Here is a 16,620-nt window from a genome sequence, read left to right as displayed (position 1 = left end):
TAACATGTCAAACTTTGTCACTTTCTTTAATCTTTCTATATGAATTTGATTCATACATCTAATTTTTGAATGAAGCATATGGTTTAGGGCTGTTCCCTTCTTTTCTTATATAATTTTGAAAGAGGGTTTTCGATTTTAGTATCCATCACTTAAAAATAAAATCCCAATAAAAATAAGAAAAAACACACTAAAACGAGTGTGCTTCTTCTTATTTTAATGTTCTAAAATCTGATTCAATTGAAGTTATTTTTTTAAAAATATTTTTTTAAATGATGGCTTCCATTCTGACAAATCCTGATAAACAAATGTTATATTGTCACATATTTTTTCTGCAACTTCGTACATATGTTTGATATCATTAGCCGTAAATAAGATATATCCTTGGCGCCCTGTACTGTCTACAATAGTTGGTATGGTTTCACCCTCTTTAACTAATAGATCAATTAATACAACCTCGGATATGTTTGCTAACCCTTTATACTTGATTTCTTTTAAGCAGCCTGGTTTTGGAATCAAGCTTAAAGACATCGCTTGACATTTTGAAGGTACACATCTAAATTCATCTATCGTCTTAGTAGCTAACGCATCATAATAATATCCAAATTGAGAGATGCCGGTTGTTAATTCGACCATTTTCCAAATATTGCCCCCGCCTATCCTGACTTGAGACTCTATAATGATTGGCTTATTTTGTTTGTCCATCTTTACCTCTGTATGAGTAATGCCGGCTTCCAGTTGGATGTCGTCCAAAAATAGCATGACTTTTTCAATTATTAATTTTTTTTGAGATTCATTTATAGGTGCCGGCATCATAGTATAGTTTATTAAAAACGTATCTTCTTTAAATATTTCTGCTGATATAGCTAGTACAGAATGTTTTTTGTTATAAGAAACGGCTTCGACCGTATAAACTACGTCACCTTCAACGTACTCTTCCACTAAAATAGGTAGTTGAATACCATGATCTTTAAAATACCCCTCTACGTCATCTCCTATGTCTAGCTTAGATACTCCTTTGCCACCTGCACCAATCGGGGGCTTTATTATCAAACTATCTTTTTTGTTCAAAAATTCATCCATGTCTTTAATGTTATTGCAAACGAACGAATCGATCGAAAAGTCTTTGCCCGCTAGAATTTCACGCATCATGTCTTTATTGCGGGTTATCATATTAGCATTGAAGGAAGGTCCTTTCACATTAAATATCTTTGCAATGATGCAAGCCGTATCTAAGGCTGCTTCGTTGAAAGATACTACCACATCAAACGGTCTCTCATTGTACAATTCTTCCGCATAGTATACACACACAGGTATGTTTGTTGTGTCTATTTCTTTTTTATAGAAACACTTTTCTATGATCGCTCCATCGAAATATATGTGTGTAGTGTAAGGCCCTATATACGAAACTGTATATCCCCTGTCTAAAGCATCTTGTATAGGCTTTGTCCATCCCCCTATAAATAAAACGTGTGGTGTATTTTCTATGTCAGTTCCTTTTGAAAACTTATCCATCATTATCATCTCCACTAAATTGAACTCATATATTCAATGTTGGTTCCTTTTGATATACCTCGCCTTAACAACACGATTAAACACAATGTTGTTCCGAAGCCCCCTATAAATAACGTAGTTTGAAGCCCAAATATAGAAACTAAAAATGCACTAGCAAAACTTCCCAATGCCCACGCTCCCCAATTAAGCGTACGCTGTACAGCATTTACTCTGCCTAGCATGTGATTTGGTGAGGCAAGTTGTCTTATGGTTGCAGCGTAAGGGCCAAATACCCCTTCTCCCACACCATGTATGATACTTGCAGCTACTATCCCGTAAACAGTTCCCAAATATCCCATTATCGGTATTAAGGACAAACCGATAACTGATACAGCAGCGCTATAAATAAGCATTTTAGTATGATTCATTTGCCGACTTTTTTTTACGAGGATCGTATTGCCTATTAAAAATCCCACCGCTGCCGAACCTATAACAAAGCCTATTTCAAGTTCAGATAGACCCATTACCTTATAAAGAAATATGACTAAAATGCTATTTAGTATGTATTTAAAAAAACCGTACACAGCGCCACAGCTTACAATCGGTTCCAATACAGGGTGGTTTTTAAAATAGATCAAACCTTCATATATGTTTTTATATATCGATTTTATATTTATGTTTTTTAAAGAACCTTCTGTATGCGGTTTAAACCTTGAAATAAATAATACACACACAAAACAAACAAAATACGTTACTGCATCAACAGTAAATAAGCCTGTTAATCCAACTAGAGTAATAACGATTCCTGCTAGCATAGGACCAATTACTATAGAAAGAGACTCCGAAAGGGCTAGCTGAGCATTTCCTTTTTTTAAGTTGTCTTTATCTGTTACTATTTCCGGTAAGAAAGAAGGAATGGCAATGTTGTAAAACGTAGTAAATATGCCATTTATAAACATGAGAAGCACTAATATAGGAAACGTTATTATATTTGTTACAGTCAGTATGAATACTGATAAAAATAAAACGCCTTGACATATACTACAAACTAGCAAAACCTTTTTTCTATGTAGGATGTCTATCAAAGCACCGGCTACTAATCCGAAAATTAGGTAGGGGATGAATATAATCCCACGAAGCATGGCAGCATTCGCCTCACTTGTTTCTAGCACCTCTAATGCAAAAAGAGGCAAAGCAACTACTGTAAACTGGGTGCCTAACAAACTGATAGACTGTCCTAGCCAAAGCTTGTAAAAATTAAAATGTTTGTTATTTTTCATAATAAACCCCGTTCATATTTTAAAAATTTTCAAGTTTACGATTGATATAAGTTGGTTCAGGCGAAACAAAAATAAAGACTTGATGTATACATACCATTAGGGTTCGAACCCCTTCTGGCTAATGAAAAGTTCATCTTCCGAAAAATATTGCCGCATGCGTTTATAAACCATTTGATAGACGGATGGATGATACCATTCTTCCATTTCCAGATTTCTATATAACGCTTGTAAGCCCATTTTGTGTGTTCGTTTCCCACCGCTGCCGTCCCCCATAAAATAATCGTCAATACATACTCGGTTAACCAAGGGACGCAATCTTTCGGCAAATTGCTCGCTGCTTGGTAATACAGGTGCGATAGCAGCCTGTACAGGAATCCCGAATTCAGCAAGCAGCTGGAGTGTTTTAAACCTTGCTGGAATTGGGGGAGCATGGGGCGTAAAATGCTTGCGAATATCTTCCCTATCAGTCTCTACTGTCATACTTACCCGAACTTTATCTTTAAAAATCTGCAGCAAATCGATATCACGGCTCACAAGTGGGCTTCTAGTCTGTACGAATAGGAAGTCAGGGGGATCTTCTGCCATTACTTCAAGTAATGATCGCGTCACTTTTTCCTTATGCTCTATTGGTTGATACGGGTCTGTACTTGATGACATGAAAATGGTTACATTCCCTTTGGCTTTAGCGCGATGGAGCTCCTTTTTTAATAAATTCGCAGCTCCGTTTTTAACATCGACCCAATGTCCCCATTCCCCTTCTCGAAAAAGAGAGACAGGCATTTCGCGTACATAACAATAGGAACACCCAAATGAACAGCCTGTATAAGGATTTAGCGAATGAGTATATCCAGAAAGAAAGCCAGTCCCTTTATTCAGAATGGTTTTCGGGCTTTTGTAGAATAATTCACATTTCATGACGGAAACCTCCATTCACTGTACGGCAATCATTCCTCATTGCTAGATGAAGCTCGCTTCTCAAGTTCCAGGAGCCGTGTCTTCATTTCTATTCCTCCCCGATAGCCAGTTATTGAGCCACTCTTTCCTATTACCCGATGGCACGGTACAGTAATTAATACCGGATTCGCCCCAATAGCGGTACCTACAGCACGAACAGCTGCTGGTTTATTTATATCGTTTGCAATGTCAGAATAGGATTTCGTCTGTCCATAAGGAATTTCACAAAGTGCATTCCAGACTGCAAGCTGAAATTGTGTACCTGCGTACTCAAATGGAATAGTAAAGGTTTTCCGTTTTCCTTCTAGATACTGAGTGATTTCAACGGCATAGGGTTCAAGCTTTTCATCATCTTCAACAAGAGGACTTCCTGGAAAGCGTTTCTTAGCCCATTCAAACAATTCCTCGAATGGGTAGTTCTGCGAACCTACAAACACAAGCCCCTTTGAAGATGAAGCAATATAAAAATTCCAATCCTTAAACTTTAGCAGAGACCAATAAAGGGTTGGTTTATTCGTTATTTTCATTGTACGTTTCCTCCATTTTACTCATTTGACGAAATTGTGCTGGTGTCTGTCCCGTTTTCTTTTTAAATAAAGTAATAAAATAAGGCGCGTTAGCCATACCTACACTTATGGCGATATCTCCAATCGCTTTATTTGTCTGAATCAAATACTTTTTAGCCGCATGTACTCTAACTTGTTGTATATACTCAACCGGTGTAATGCCTTTAATCTTTTTAAATGTTCGATGCATATGATACGGACTCCCGTGACAAATAGTTGCTAACGATTCAAGCGTTAATTTTTCTGTAAAATTTTTATCAATGTATTCAGTAATTAAATCAACCCACTCGCTATCAGGCAGATTTTCATTCGTGGGCTTGCAACGTTTACAAGGGCGAAAATTTGCGCGGAGAGCTTGTTCTGCGTTTGGAAAAATACATACATTTTCTTTTTTCGGCACGCGAGATTTACAGGATGGTTTACAGAAGATCCCTGTCGACTTTACAGCGTAGAAAAATTGATTATTGTATGCTGTATCATTATTTATAATTGCTTGCCACTTTTCATCTGTCATCATTTCAAAATCATTCAAAATTCTATGAACAGGGCTCTCTTTATGTTCGTTATTATTGATATCCGACATGTATTTCACCTCTCCTTACAATTTACTCCTTATAAGATCTCATTTCTAAGAGTGGAATAGCTAGATATTGAAGTTTAATTTTTTATTTAGAGTCATGAAAAATGATTCCAAGACCGTATCGTTCTCCAGAAGTAACCGTGCTTACTCCGTGACGAACTGTATTTTTGTAATATCCTTTTTTACCTAGAACAGGTCTATAGTTGGTAGGAAAGATCAGTGCACTGCCTTGTTCTAAAGTAATGACATGTCCCCTGCTCTGAGCACGAGGAATTTGTTCAACTAATAGAGATTCTCCACCGCAAAAGTCTTTTTCTCGTTGATTTAATACAAATACTACTTGAAACGGGAAAAATATGTCGCCATATAAATCTTGATGCAAACAATTAAACCCGCCTATTTCATACTTTAATAGTAAAGGTGTCGGTCTAATTTGTTCATATTCTTCACAAGTGTTCAAAAAATCTTGAAGATGAGCTGGAAACTGTTCTGTTTTCTTTAAATAGCCTAACCATCGATTGGCTGTTTTGGCCAATTCTAAATAAAAGGACTCTCTTAAACTTTGGATGATTCCAGGCAATGGATAGGAAAAATATTTGTACTCCCCATTCCCAAAGCGATATCTAGTCATATTGATTGTCGTTCGGTATGACTCTTCCTCCCTATACAATTCTATGAAGAATTCACATTCCTCTTTTGTTAAAATCGCAGGAAGCTTTGCAAACCCTTGCTCATCTAATTCATTTTGAATAGAATCACAATGTAAGTTTTCGACACGTGTTTTTATATCTAGGACCAATTTTATCCACTCCTATTTAGCATTCTTGATAACTAACACTATAACCTCATAAATAGAAAAAAATAAGATGTTTAGAATGTAATAGCAAGATAACAAAATTAGAAAAAATTATTATGTGATAAAGTTAAATTTAGTAAATAGAATAGAAAATCGTAATAAGATGAGGAGAATGAAAAGTGATATGGCATGAAGTCAATGATGTTATTGTCATTACATTACCTGAGCATTTCGACATGAATGCAAATCTTGACTATCTAACAAGGGAACAAAATGAATGCATGTATGAAATAGCGAACAATATCATTACAAAAGTTATAGCTATTGGGGAAATTCGATCCTTAGTACAGATAAGCGTAAACAATCACAATCAAATGGTCGTTCAATTCCTAAACGGTTCTAGACCTGCTGAAAAGTGGATGCGGGAAGAGATTGTAAACAATATTCAAGAATGGTTCGATCTTAATAACGATTTAACACCATTTTATGAAATGGCAAAAGCAGACCCTTTACTTAAAATGCCTGCCTGCAAGTTCTATGGATTACGAGTGGTCGGCATTCCCGATTTATTTGAAGCTTTATGTTGGGGAGTTTTAGGACAGCAAATTAACTTAGCCTTCGCGTACGCCTTAAAGAAGCAATTGGTAGAAGGCTTTGGCGATTCTATCGAATGGAATGGCAAAAAGTATTGGGTGTTCCCACCGTATGAACGAATTGCACAGTTAACACCTGCCGACCTTGCAGATATTAAAATGACGGTAAAAAAAAGGGAATATATCATTGGAATTGCCAGATCAATGGCAAGTGGAGAATTATCGAAGGAAAAATTAATGAAAATGAACTTTAAAGATGCTGAAAAAAGCTTAATGAAAATACGAGGCATCGGTCCCTGGACTGCCAATTATGTCCTGATGCGCTGCCTCAGGTTCCAAACAGCTTTTCCAATTGATGATGCGGGTCTTATTCATTCGATAAAAATAGTACGTAATATGAACCGCAAGCCTACGAAAGATGAAATCTTAGAAATCTCGTTGCCATGGAAAAACTGGGAATCATACGCTACCTTTTATTTATGGAGAGTCCTTTACTGAATAAGGGCGCGATTGTTGAAAATGGAATGTCTCCAAAATGGAGACATTCCTTTAGATTTTTTAGATAGGTATGTTACATGTAACAGACATTAATCAGATTGAGGGAAGATTTTAAATATGCCTATGTCTATACTTCATTTCTACTCACTTTAAGTGAATGTTCGATAATCAAGTCAAGTAGCTTATGATAAGGAATACCCGCTCCCTGTGCACTTTTTGGCAGCAAACTATTTTTCGTCATTCCAGGTAATGTATTCACTTCCATCACATAAGGAATACCATCTTTAATCATCATGTCGACTCGGGCGTAAACACTACATTTCAAAGATTTATAGCAAGTCATTGCAGCGGAAGAGACACGGGCCTGTGTTTCGGGCGGGAGCTGAACTACCTCTTCAATGGTAGCCACATCATTATATTTGGAGGTATAATCAAAAAATTCACCCTTATGACGAATGGAAATCACCGGTAGAAGCTTGCCATCTAATATGGAACAAGTGATTTCCTCTCCCGTAATAAGCTTTTCGATGATCACTTCAGAATCCCATTTGAATACGTCCGCAATCGCAGGCATTAGCGTTTCTTTGTCATAAACAATTTTCACTCCTACACTCGAACCGCCTGAATTAGGTTTCACAACTAATGGGTAACCCATATGATCTAGTTCATCCATTTTAAGTTCTTCCATGTCCGTAAGATGAATCCAATCCGGCGTTTGAACGCCTTCAAAACGGATGATTTTTTTGGAGATATTCTTATCCATGCATAAACTGCTGGAAAGGACGTTGCTCCCTGTATAAGGAACTCCCATCGTTTCAAGGGCACCTTGAATCGTGCCGTCCTCACCGAATTTGCCATGCAGTGCCAGTAGCGCAACGTCAAGATCTTTCACCTTTTCCACTAAACCTTCTTTGTTTACTAGGTGGATCGGTACAATTTCATATTTATTTTTATCTAAATGTTCCATCATTTCTTCACCTGTCATGATCGAAACTTGCTTCTCGGAAGAAACCCCTCCCATAATTACGCCAACTCTCATTTTTCTAGCCTCCATAATCATTTTTTAACGTGTCCCCTATGATTTTAATCCCCTGAATAATTTCTCTTTCTTTCAGCCTAGAAAATCCTAATCGTAACGTATGATTTCCACTACTGTCAGTGTGAAAAACATTACCTGGTAAAAAAACAACGCCCCTTTGATAACATTTTTCTAATAGATTTCGTGAATCAATGTGGTTTTCTAGTTCTATAAAAAGGTGGAGTCCACCGTCACCAGTTATCCGTTTAAAAGGAATAAACTGCTTACAGTAATGAACCGTTAATTCATACTTTTTCTTATAGACTGATTTCGCCTTCTTTATATACTTCTCAAAGTATCCATCATTCAAATATTGATATAACACAGCTTGATCTAATGTAGACGTATGAATCGTTCGAGCTCTTTTTATGCTTTCTAAGTAATAAATCAACTCTTTATCTGCTACTATCCACCCAACCCGTAAGCCAGGAAAAAGAATTTTCGAGAAGCTGCTAATATAAATCACATTATTGCCTTGTCCGGAGAAGGATGCCAGCGATGCAAGATGTGACCCTGAGTAACGTAATTCTTCATTAAATCCATTTTCAATGATAGGAAGCTGATAGGCGGAAAACAGATCCATGATTTCTTTCCTTTTTTTAGAGGATGTTACGATTCCAGTCGGATTATGATAGGACGGAATGAAGTAGGCAAAATCATATTCTTTTTTTGATAAGAATGTTTCTAGCTGACTAACATTGATGCCGTCATTATCCATTTCAATTCCATCAATTTCGAAGCCATGTAACCGAAACAGCTTAAGAGCAGAATCATTGGTTGGATTTTCACAAATAACACGGCCGCTTTTTTTATTTAAAGACGATAAAATGATATCCAGACCTTCTGTAAATCCATTGGTAATTAAAACATCTTTATTTCTAGTGTCTACTCCTTTAATTTCCATGTAGTGAAGCAAGTATTCGATAAGTGGTTTATAACCCTTCGCATATCCATAGTTAAGAACGATGTCTCCTTCAATGGACATCCGATTTAAAAAAGCCCGTTTAAAATTTTCTACATCAAAAAGCTTTTCATCGGGTGCAATGCTAGTAAATGAAATCATTTCCTTATTCCAGCGCACGCCATGCTTCATAAGGTCCAATTCATCTGCCAAAAAGGTTTGCTCATTGACTTTTTCAGTCCAATTTAACTGGATAGATGGGGATTTGAAGGTCTCAACATGACTTACAAAGTTTCCTTTTCCTTTTACCGCATAGATAAGGCCTTCTTGTTCCAAATCCGCATAAGCTGTTAGAACCGTGCTTCGGCTAATTGATAATAAAGAACTGAGTTCACGAGTGGATGGAAGCTTTTGGTGTTCAAGCAAATGCCCGTTGGTTATCATTCTTTTTAAATATTCCTTAAGTTGAATATATACAGGACGGCCTTCTGTAATCTTAAAATCGTTAAACACTACTTTCATCCCCTTGCTAACATTTTTACATTCCTGCACCCATTTCAAAAGGTCCACCCCATATGTATTTTTACGGTCTTGTGGTAGGGTGTATACCATTGGTCTTATTCCAGCTAAATGACCCGAAGTTTCATCGTTGATTTACCATGTTTATTCATATCCATTTGATCAAACTTTATTTTAAAGCAACAATAGGAAAACTTGAAATCTAAGGTAATCATTATTACAGAGGATCCAGTGGAATTGGCAGCGAGAGGAGAGGAACGACTCGATTTCATCGTGAACGGAATAAATCAGGAAGACGGAGAAGCTGTTTGTATAGCAGCCAATGTGACTTCTGCTTAAGACATGCAAAAACCAGCCGAGTTTGCTGTTGAAGAGTATGGTCGAATTAAGTGATCAATCTTTTTTATAAAACTACATTTACAGGTGTACTGAACATACGATGTTGATTTTCCCTGTGACAATATTCAAAAACAACCAACCGATTATTGACAAGATGGGTTTATTACAATAAACTAACAAGCAAGAGGTTTAGGTTTACCTCAATAAACCATACGAGGAGGACGTTCAGAATGGAGCCGTATAAATTGTTCGATGCCGAATACAAATTTACATGCCTGATTTGGGATAACGAACCTATTAATTCTACTGATCTTGTAAAGCTAAGCCTAGCGGAGCTTGGCTGGAAAAAATCCACAACTTATACTGTTCTAAGAAAGTTATGTAAACGGGGAATCCTTAGAAACGAGAATGCAACGGTCACATCCATTGTTAAAAAAGAGGATGCACAGAAATACGAAAGTCAGTTGGTTGTTGAAAAATCCTTCAATGGATCCTTACCGCAATTTTTAACTGCATTTCTAGGTGGAAAGGGGATTTCTAATGAGGAAGCCGAAGAGTTGAAACGGATTATTGAGGAGGCAACTAAATCATGAACCTGTTTCTTGTCATCCTTAATATGAGCATTACTGCAAGCTTTGTTGCACTTGCGGTTATCATCGTGAGGCTTCTTTTAAGACGCGCTCCTAAAATATTCTCCTATATTCTATGGGCAGCCGTAGCCATCCGACTGATCACCCCTGTTAGTTTTACCTCAAACTTTAGTATGTTAAGTCTTGTAAAGTTTCCGAATAACACTGGCACAGGTTTCATGGGATTTATCCCCCAAGAAATTGGGATGCAGAAAAATCCAGTTGTGGATATCGGAATGAAAGAGATAAGCCATTTTATAAATTCATCCCTTCCAGTGGCTGCCCCAATGGCGAGCGCAAACCCCATGCAAATCATCGTGTGGATTGGAAGTATAATTTGGATAACAGGTGTAATCATTCTTTTGCTTTCTAGTATTCTATCTTACTTAAAAATATTAATTAAGGTCCGAACAGCAACACTTTTCAAGGATAATATCTATGAGACTGACCAGATTGACACACCCTTTGTTTGTGGTTTTCTAAATCCGAAAATATACATCCCAATTGGCATGAGTGATCATGAGCTGTCTTACATTTTACTACATGAGAAAATTCATATTAAAAGACGTGATTATCTGATAAAACCTTTTGCATTTATGCTTCTTATCATTCATTGGTTTAATCCACTAATGTGGTTATCTTATGCACTTATGAATAAAGATATGGAGATGTCCTGCGATGAAAGTGTTGTTAACAAAATGGGGGATCAGATTAAAAGAAGCTATTCAAGCTCATTGCTTACGCTTTCTGTTCGTAAAAAAGGGGTACTAACCGGTAGTCCTCTTCCTTTTGGAGAGAGCAATGTAAAGGCAAGAATTAAAAATATTCTTACTTACCGTCAACCTTCTAAGAGGATGATTGCAGTCTACATACTCATTATTGTAGCCTTAGTTGTAGGATGTACGTCCAATCCAATGCCTTTGCAGCAATTGCCATTGGAATCCTCGCAGTCATTATATTCAGGATATAACATAAATCAGCTAATGGAGAACAAAACACTTTATGTTGGTAGCGCTAGTAAGGTAGGTGGCCTCATTGGTGGAATGGCTAAGCCAACAGGTGTTGAGTGGAATGGGATGGCACTTCAAACAAAAGCTCAACCTTATGGAGTAACTGTCAACTATATAATGAACGACTCTATTCATGGGATGGAGGAAAGGGAAATAAATAACAAAACTTTTCTTCGTAACTCCATTCTACTATTAAGCCTCATTGATAACGTTGATATTATAACCTATTCCTTTGTTGACAACTTGGGGCAAAATGATGATATGGTTAATACCCTTAAGTTCACAAGAGAACAGGCAGATAAACTATTTGGAATGGATGTCAGGTATTTTGCTAAAGATGAAACAAGCCTACGGCAACTAATTGATCGTTTAGACAATATGCACTTCAGTGAAATCAATAACACCCCTTAATGTATATCATTGAAAATATGCCTAATGGGGGATACCTTAATTGGATCACACATAGCGTGAATGTTATTATTTTTTAGACTGCTTTAGATGTAAAGTGATAATAAAGTTATTTAATTTTGATATGAAAAAATAAGAGCCTTGATACATTTTATTGTAGTAAGGCTCTTTAAAGCTGTTTAATTTCTATCCATCTAAATGTATTTGCAATCAAAAATCAATCATTCTATAAAAATTAGAATATCTTCGGGCAAGTCTTTATATACAGTTACCGGTTAGCTGCCAAGTATCACCAAGAGGGTGGCGGCCATTCTCCAATTAATTGCCGAATCAGTGCGATCTGTCCGGTATGATAACTGTTGTGTGCCATAAGAGTGGCTAAAATTTCTCCACGAGTCCTTTCCAATCTTAGGTCTTTCAATTCATTTAAATCTTTTTTTGCTTCGTTTTCAGCTTCCTTTAACCCCTTACTGAATAGAAGAAGTGTGTCACTCCACTCTGTTTCATTTGACGGAGCTGTTTCATTTGGCCATGAGTCTTCATCACGTTCTGGATGTTTGGGCACCTTCCCTTTTAGAAAGGCAAGGTAGAAATCTTGCCAGAAAATCATATGGTTAAGAATCTGCCATACTGAATATGGACAGTTTGCAGGTTTCCCCCCAGCCTTCTCCCACCGTAAACCCTCAAATACCTCCAAGGGGTCAACATGAGCATTTACCCCATGTAACCCGTTTTCAAAGAAATAAGATGACATAAGCATTCCCCCACTTTTACAAAATTGAACATTTTTTTCTTACAACAAAGTTGACCACCCTACTGTTTCATAGGCCTTTGGCACGTTTTGTGTACTTTACATACAACAAGGGATGAATATTCAGTATTTTCAGTATAACAGATATACACTAATCTTTCTTTTAATTTTCTATTAGCTGGTTTAGTGAAATCTAGAATAGCTGTGCTTAACATATTTTGCAACGAACCCATATGAATGCTACATCTGTCATTAATTTTTATATGTTTCCTTTACAAAATTTCAATGCATGATCAGCTTCTTGCGTATCTTTCCATAATCCTAACGCGTGACCAACAGCAACTGTAAATTCAGCAAAGGCTGTTCCTTTAGCTGTTATGAAACCTTCTTCGACTTCTATTTCTGCTCCTGTATAGTGAGCATCTTTAAAGACCTCTTTAAATGCTTTATATGTACCCGGAACACACGTAAAACGTTTATTCTGAAGTAGCCCTGCTTTTCCTAACAGTGTCGCTGATGCACAAATAGAAGCAATGGGAATGCCTAAAGATTTTGCTTCCTGTAGGAAAGAATGAACTTTTAATTCGTCCATTACCTCATGTACACCATCACCACCAGGAATTAAAACAAGATCGTAATCCCTCATTTTGACATCAGAGATTGATCGTTGTGGCAAAGTTTTTAAACCAGCAAGACTTTCTACTGGATTCCCATCTAACGTCATTGTCGTAACTATTGCTTTTCCTTTTTTTCTGAGAAAAAATAGCACATGAGCAATTTCGAAGTCTGCATAACTTGGATATGCAAAAAACAATACTTTCATCCCGTATTTCCCCTTTTCCCATTAAATTCAAAACATTGTTCCAAGAAACTATTAAATACCAGCATTTTTATAAAACATCAAAAATATTCCATATGGAATTTCGGAAGGTAATTTTTCATTTAAAAGATTTATATTAACAATCTACTAGCTGGTTTGCCGAATATCGTTATTCATGCAATGTCGTTTTTGTCTGCACATTCACGAAAATATTGAAAAAGAGGCGATCCATTTTTGGATCCCCCTTTCTTCTCTAATAATAAAATTTCTAGTAAAGTTTTCACCCTTGGTCACTTCAGCGTATTTCCAGCTTTACTTTTAAAGAAGACTCTCCAAAAATGAATCGGCTTTTAATCTTTGAAAACTATGAGAATACTACAATTTTACGTGCAATAGATTCTGTTAAACGTGAGGCTACCTTTGGAACAGCCCATTTAATAATTGGTGTTAACACCGCACCCGATAATCCACCAGCATGGACGTTCACCGTACAAGTCATTAATGTTTTACCGCTAACATCCTCTGCAGTAAAGTGACCGCTTCCTGTAAAATTATCTGATAACCCTTTTAGTTCAAACTTAATATTTGAAGGTTCATTCCATTCTGTAATATCTACCTGTGCTTGTATTGTTTTTCTGATCCCTTTCACATTACCTTCAAATGTCCAAATAGATTGCTTATCATTTAAGATTTCATGTTCTTTATAGGCCGGTACTGACGTTGCCCATTTTTCAAGATCACTTACATAGTCCCAAACTGCTTGTACTTCTACTGGAATTTCTACTGTATGTGTTCCCGTTGCCATTATGATTCCCACTTTCGCTATGTATGAATGGTGAATTTGCATTTCTTTAAAATTATTATGACATAAAAAGCGTAAACTCACATCAATTACCCACAAGAAAAACCGAAATCCCTTCTTTATAGAGATAGGAAATTTCGGCTCATCCTTTTTATAAACAGCTCAATTTTCTTTAAAAGCTACAACTGTTGTTGCATAAAAAAATTCTTTATTACATGTCATAAAATCATTAACGGGCAATTACGTTATTTACACTGTTAAGATAGATTATTTAACCGCTTCTTTTAATTCCTTACCTGGCTTAAAAGCAGGGACTTTAGAAGCAGCAATATCTATTTCTTCACCGGTTTGTGGATTACGGCCTTTTCGTGCTGAACGTTCGCGTACTTCAAATGTTCCAAATCCAATTAATTGGATTTTCTCTCCATCAGCTAATGTGTTAGAAATCGTATTCAATAACGCATCAACTGCCTTTGAAGCATCCTTCTGTGTCAGTTCAGCTTGGGCTGATACAAATTTTACTAATTCAGTTTTATTCATTCTTATACACCTCAAGTTTTTTTATGTAGAAATAAAAACATAACATATTTTCTTCATTTTTTCTATTTTAAGCTAATACTTATAAGATCATTTTAAAACTCACACTAAACGATATTTCCCATGCCGAACAACTGTATTTGGCTGTTCGTATCCTAAAGCTTTTGCATCCTTACTTGAAATTTTTACTAATACACTATTAGTCCGAACAATAAACACTCTACCTTCATAGATGTTACTTTTTCTTTCAAAAAGAATAATATCTCCTGTATTTGCCCTCGTTTTAATGGAAAATTCACTCTTTTCTTTTTGCATTTTTAGTTATAACGCTCCTGTTTATATATTCAAAATATCAAACTCCGACAGTTTCCTTCCCTTGTGTTATCAGACTAATTGCATATTTTAGATTTTCTATACATTCTAACCGAATTCTTTCATCGCATACAAAATCATATAAAATTTCTTTTTGTAGTTTTGAAATAATGACAGCTAGAGAATCTCCATTTATTTCTTTTAATTGATTCTCATTCAGATAGTTGTACATTTCCCTTTCAAAGTATTCAACTGTACCAAATAACACAGTCAATGATCATCCCTCCTCCTTTTTTCTATTTACTCGAAAGTACAAACTTCGACAAAACTATCTCAAAAAAAAAACCCACCCAAAAGATTGGTGGACTTGTATGATAAAGGCTATTCTATCATAGGTAACAGTATCCAATCATTTGGTAACCCGATTATCCTAGCTAATCACCTTAGACTCGTGGCTTTGCGTCCTTATTTTTCAATAAGTTTGCCTTTATCAAACTGATACTTTTATAATAAAACTTTAGCATGATAATTTCCAATGAAATCCGTCATTTTCCAACATACTTTAATGAAAATAGTAGTTTTTTACCATTATAATACAGGCAAAAGGATACAACTATCCTTTAAGAGAAAGATGTATGAGAAATTTCAGGGTGCACCCTGGAGGAATTCATCTATAAATTCTATAAAAAAACCATAAACAAAAATACTGATAGGTGCTAGATTTACAACTAAAGAAAAAATTCTTTTAGCTAAGTTTTCTTTACTGAACATTGAAACGATGCTCAAAGGGACGCCAAACAAGGAAGCACAAAGTGTAAGTAATATAAAGGCTATAGGATAGATTCCATACTCTCATCAGAAGTATTTAATAATAAATAGAGAGAAATAGGAATAGTAATAACCGTAGTCATCGCAATAAAGAACGAAATTTTAGTGAATACCCTTAGATTTTCCCTTGCCAAAAATCCCACCTCACCTAATAATAGTTCTATCCCAGCCCTGTTTTTTACTATTTTCCTACCTTATTTATACATTAACATAAATATCCAATTTTTTTTAAGGTGTTGTACAATTAAATGGCCCGATTCATGAAGAAAGACGCTTTCCTTATTTCAGAAAAGCGGCCTTTAGCGGAAGATACCATCATTTTGTATTAGCAGATTATGCTAGTTCAAGTATTAAAAATCGGTGTGGAAAACGGATTCTAACTGATTTTCTTGTATTTTGGAAGGCAGGATTCTCATAACTGAATTACGAATCCTAATTTGAAGTCGGTTTTCTATCTGTGCAACTTTTCCTGCTCGCCATGAGAGATTGACAATCTTTTTTGTTTTTGGCATGCGTAATTTTTCAAATTCACAAAAAGCAGCTTGAATATTTCTGTTATTCTTTATAACGTTGCTTAGTATGATGGCATCTTCAATTACTTGACCTGCTCCTTGACCAATATTAGAAATTTGTAATCCCTAAGCGTGTGAGCCCTTTCCAGGCATTGGTGCCAAGCCCCAGACCTGCGCCAGCCACTTTTAATTCAGGACTGCGCTCAAGTACCTTGACATGGTAACCATCTTTTTGCAATGCAATGGCTGCTGACAATCCAGCAATTCCGCCTCCTACGATAATAAAGTCATATTTCACCTTACTATCCTCCATTTTACTTACTGATTTTCAATACAGCAGGTTTGAGATAAAGTTCGATCATTTCTTCACCCCTTACCATTAAGTTCCCCGACGTTAAAAAGTGTTCCAGACACTT

General features: G+C 36.2%; 19 protein-coding genes and 1 riboswitch. Of the genes, 4 read left to right on the top strand and 15 right to left on the bottom strand.

Annotation, left to right across the window (positions count from 1 at the left end):
- Window positions 1-243 precede the first annotated feature (243 nt).
- From RUH74_RS03905 to RUH74_RS03880, 6 genes are all read right to left on the bottom strand, one after another.
- Window positions 244-1,512, bottom strand: coding sequence for an ATP-grasp domain-containing protein (locus RUH74_RS03905; RefSeq protein WP_313799037.1), 1,269 nt, complete (start codon window positions 1,510-1,512; stop codon window positions 244-246).
- Between the two features lie 14 nt (window positions 1,513-1,526).
- Window positions 1,527-2,771, bottom strand: coding sequence for an MFS transporter (locus RUH74_RS03900; protein WP_313798946.1), 1,245 nt, complete (start codon window positions 2,769-2,771; stop codon window positions 1,527-1,529).
- Between the two features lie 96 nt (window positions 2,772-2,867).
- On the bottom strand, window positions 2,868-3,686 hold the full coding sequence (locus RUH74_RS03895) for an SPL family radical SAM protein (RefSeq protein ID WP_313798945.1): 819 nt from the start codon (window positions 3,684-3,686) through the stop codon (window positions 2,868-2,870).
- A 29-nt stretch (window positions 3,687-3,715) separates the two neighbouring features.
- Window positions 3,716-4,252, bottom strand: a complete 537-nt coding sequence (gene adaB / locus RUH74_RS03890) for a methylated-DNA--[protein]-cysteine S-methyltransferase (RefSeq protein ID WP_313798944.1) — start codon at window positions 4,250-4,252, stop codon at window positions 3,716-3,718.
- Window positions 4,236-4,874, bottom strand: coding sequence for a bifunctional transcriptional activator/DNA repair enzyme AdaA (locus RUH74_RS03885; RefSeq protein WP_313798943.1), 639 nt, complete (start codon window positions 4,872-4,874; stop codon window positions 4,236-4,238). The genes adaB and RUH74_RS03885 overlap by 17 nt, the downstream gene beginning before the upstream one ends.
- Window positions 4,875-4,956: 82 nt before the next feature.
- Window positions 4,957-5,670, bottom strand: coding sequence for a 2OG-Fe(II) oxygenase (locus RUH74_RS03880; protein WP_313798942.1), 714 nt, complete (start codon window positions 5,668-5,670; stop codon window positions 4,957-4,959).
- Window positions 5,671-5,846: 176 nt separating this feature from the next.
- Between RUH74_RS03880 and RUH74_RS03875 the strand changes: the two genes are divergently transcribed.
- Entirely contained in the window at window positions 5,847-6,758 is a 912-nt protein-coding gene (locus tag RUH74_RS03875) for a DNA-3-methyladenine glycosylase family protein (RefSeq protein ID WP_313798941.1), read from the top strand.
- A gap of 127 nt (window positions 6,759-6,885) precedes the next feature.
- Here the strand turns inward: RUH74_RS03875 and RUH74_RS03870 are convergent, their stop codons facing one another.
- Window positions 6,886-7,797 carry a D-alanine--D-alanine ligase gene (locus tag RUH74_RS03870; protein ID WP_313798940.1) on the bottom strand — a complete coding sequence of 304 codons (912 nt, stop codon included), beginning with the start codon at window positions 7,795-7,797 and terminating at the stop codon, window positions 6,886-6,888.
- Window positions 7,798-7,801: 4 nt separating this feature from the next.
- Window positions 7,802-9,250, bottom strand: coding sequence for a MocR-like pyridoxine biosynthesis transcription factor PdxR (pdxR, locus tag RUH74_RS03865; protein WP_313798939.1), 1,449 nt, complete (start codon window positions 9,248-9,250; stop codon window positions 7,802-7,804).
- Window positions 9,251-9,451: 201 nt separating this feature from the next.
- Here pdxR and RUH74_RS03860 point away from each other — a divergent pair, with 201 nt between their 5' ends.
- The 3 genes from RUH74_RS03860 to RUH74_RS03850 all read left to right on the top strand — a co-directional run bounded on the left by RUH74_RS03860 (window position 9,452) and on the right by RUH74_RS03850 (window position 11,645).
- A complete protein-coding gene (locus tag RUH74_RS03860; RefSeq protein ID WP_313798938.1) occupies window positions 9,452-9,595 on the top strand; it encodes a hypothetical protein in 144 nt (47 codons plus the stop codon).
- 230 nt (window positions 9,596-9,825) lie between these two features.
- Window positions 9,826-10,188: a BlaI/MecI/CopY family transcriptional regulator gene (locus tag RUH74_RS03855; protein WP_313798937.1), complete on the top strand. Its 363-nt coding sequence runs from the start codon at window positions 9,826-9,828 to the stop codon at window positions 10,186-10,188.
- Window positions 10,185-11,645 (top strand): M56 family metallopeptidase, encoded by a 1,461-nt coding sequence (locus RUH74_RS03850; protein ID WP_313798936.1) that lies wholly within the window; start codon window positions 10,185-10,187, stop codon window positions 11,643-11,645. Before RUH74_RS03855 ends, RUH74_RS03850 begins: the two co-directional genes overlap by 4 nt.
- A gap of 286 nt (window positions 11,646-11,931) precedes the next feature.
- Here the strand turns inward: RUH74_RS03850 and RUH74_RS03845 are convergent, their stop codons facing one another.
- From RUH74_RS03845 to RUH74_RS03815, 7 genes are all read right to left on the bottom strand, one after another.
- The gene (locus RUH74_RS03845) at window positions 11,932-12,396 is read right to left on the bottom strand and encodes a DinB family protein (RefSeq protein WP_313798935.1); all 465 of its coding nucleotides are present in this window, start codon (window positions 12,394-12,396) and stop codon (window positions 11,932-11,934) included.
- Window positions 12,397-12,652: 256 nt separating this feature from the next.
- Window positions 12,653-13,216: a DJ-1/PfpI family protein gene (locus RUH74_RS03840; RefSeq protein ID WP_313798934.1), complete on the bottom strand. Its 564-nt coding sequence runs from the start codon at window positions 13,214-13,216 to the stop codon at window positions 12,653-12,655.
- 361 nt (window positions 13,217-13,577) lie between these two features.
- Complete coding sequence (locus RUH74_RS03835; protein WP_313798933.1) at window positions 13,578-14,018, bottom strand: SRPBCC family protein; 441 nt, start codon at window positions 14,016-14,018, stop codon at window positions 13,578-13,580.
- Window positions 14,019-14,282: 264 nt separating this feature from the next.
- Window positions 14,283-14,555 (bottom strand): HU family DNA-binding protein, encoded by a 273-nt coding sequence (locus RUH74_RS03830; RefSeq protein WP_313798932.1) that lies wholly within the window; start codon window positions 14,553-14,555, stop codon window positions 14,283-14,285.
- A 99-nt stretch (window positions 14,556-14,654) separates the two neighbouring features.
- Entirely contained in the window at window positions 14,655-14,867 is a 213-nt protein-coding gene (locus tag RUH74_RS03825; protein ID WP_313798931.1) for a DUF2187 family protein, read from the bottom strand.
- 37 nt (window positions 14,868-14,904) lie between these two features.
- On the bottom strand, window positions 14,905-15,132 hold the full coding sequence (locus RUH74_RS03820) for a hypothetical protein (protein ID WP_313799036.1): 228 nt from the start codon (window positions 15,130-15,132) through the stop codon (window positions 14,905-14,907).
- A gap of 144 nt (window positions 15,133-15,276) precedes the next feature.
- A riboswitch (cyclic di-GMP riboswitch) is annotated at window positions 15,277-15,360 on the bottom strand.
- A gap of 953 nt (window positions 15,361-16,313) precedes the next feature.
- Complete coding sequence (locus RUH74_RS03815; protein ID WP_313798930.1) at window positions 16,314-16,517, bottom strand: FAD-dependent oxidoreductase; 204 nt, start codon at window positions 16,515-16,517, stop codon at window positions 16,314-16,316.
- Window positions 16,518-16,620: the final 103 nt, after the last annotated feature.

The organism is Cytobacillus sp. (genome assembly GCF_032154635.1).
Classification (GTDB): domain Bacteria; phylum Bacillota; class Bacilli; order Bacillales; family Cytobacillaceae; genus Cytobacillus.
Note: the sequence above shows the minus strand (reverse complement) of the source record. Positions and strands in the feature narration are given on the sequence as shown.

Excerpts from the sequence above, each read along its gene's own strand:
- RUH74_RS03905 (WP_313799037.1), bottom strand. The coding sequence starts at position 1,512 with ATGGATAAGTTTTCAAAAGGAACTGACATAGAAAATACACCACACGTT.
- RUH74_RS03900 (WP_313798946.1), bottom strand. The coding sequence starts at position 2,771 with ATGAAAAATAACAAACATTTTAATTTTTACAAGCTTTGGCTAGGACAG.
- RUH74_RS03895 (WP_313798945.1), bottom strand. The coding sequence starts at position 3,686 with ATGAAATGTGAATTATTCTACAAAAGCCCGAAAACCATTCTGAATAAA.
- adaB (WP_313798944.1), bottom strand. The coding sequence starts at position 4,252 with ATGAAAATAACGAATAAACCAACCCTTTATTGGTCTCTGCTAAAGTTT.
- RUH74_RS03885 (WP_313798943.1), bottom strand. The coding sequence starts at position 4,874 with ATGTCGGATATCAATAATAACGAACATAAAGAGAGCCCTGTTCATAGA.
- RUH74_RS03870 (WP_313798940.1), bottom strand. The coding sequence starts at position 7,797 with ATGAGAGTTGGCGTAATTATGGGAGGGGTTTCTTCCGAGAAGCAAGTT.
- RUH74_RS03855 (WP_313798937.1), top strand. The coding sequence starts at position 9,826 with ATGGAGCCGTATAAATTGTTCGATGCCGAATACAAATTTACATGCCTG.
- RUH74_RS03850 (WP_313798936.1), top strand. The coding sequence starts at position 10,185 with ATGAACCTGTTTCTTGTCATCCTTAATATGAGCATTACTGCAAGCTTT.
- RUH74_RS03845 (WP_313798935.1), bottom strand. The coding sequence starts at position 12,396 with ATGTCATCTTATTTCTTTGAAAACGGGTTACATGGGGTAAATGCTCAT.
- RUH74_RS03840 (WP_313798934.1), bottom strand. The coding sequence starts at position 13,216 with ATGAAAGTATTGTTTTTTGCATATCCAAGTTATGCAGACTTCGAAATT.
- RUH74_RS03835 (WP_313798933.1), bottom strand. The coding sequence starts at position 14,018 with ATGGCAACGGGAACACATACAGTAGAAATTCCAGTAGAAGTACAAGCA.
- RUH74_RS03830 (WP_313798932.1), bottom strand. The coding sequence starts at position 14,555 with ATGAATAAAACTGAATTAGTAAAATTTGTATCAGCCCAAGCTGAACTG.
- RUH74_RS03825 (WP_313798931.1), bottom strand. The coding sequence starts at position 14,867 with ATGCAAAAAGAAAAGAGTGAATTTTCCATTAAAACGAGGGCAAATACA.
- RUH74_RS03815 (WP_313798930.1), bottom strand. The coding sequence starts at position 16,517 with ATGGAGGATAGTAAGGTGAAATATGACTTTATTATCGTAGGAGGCGGA.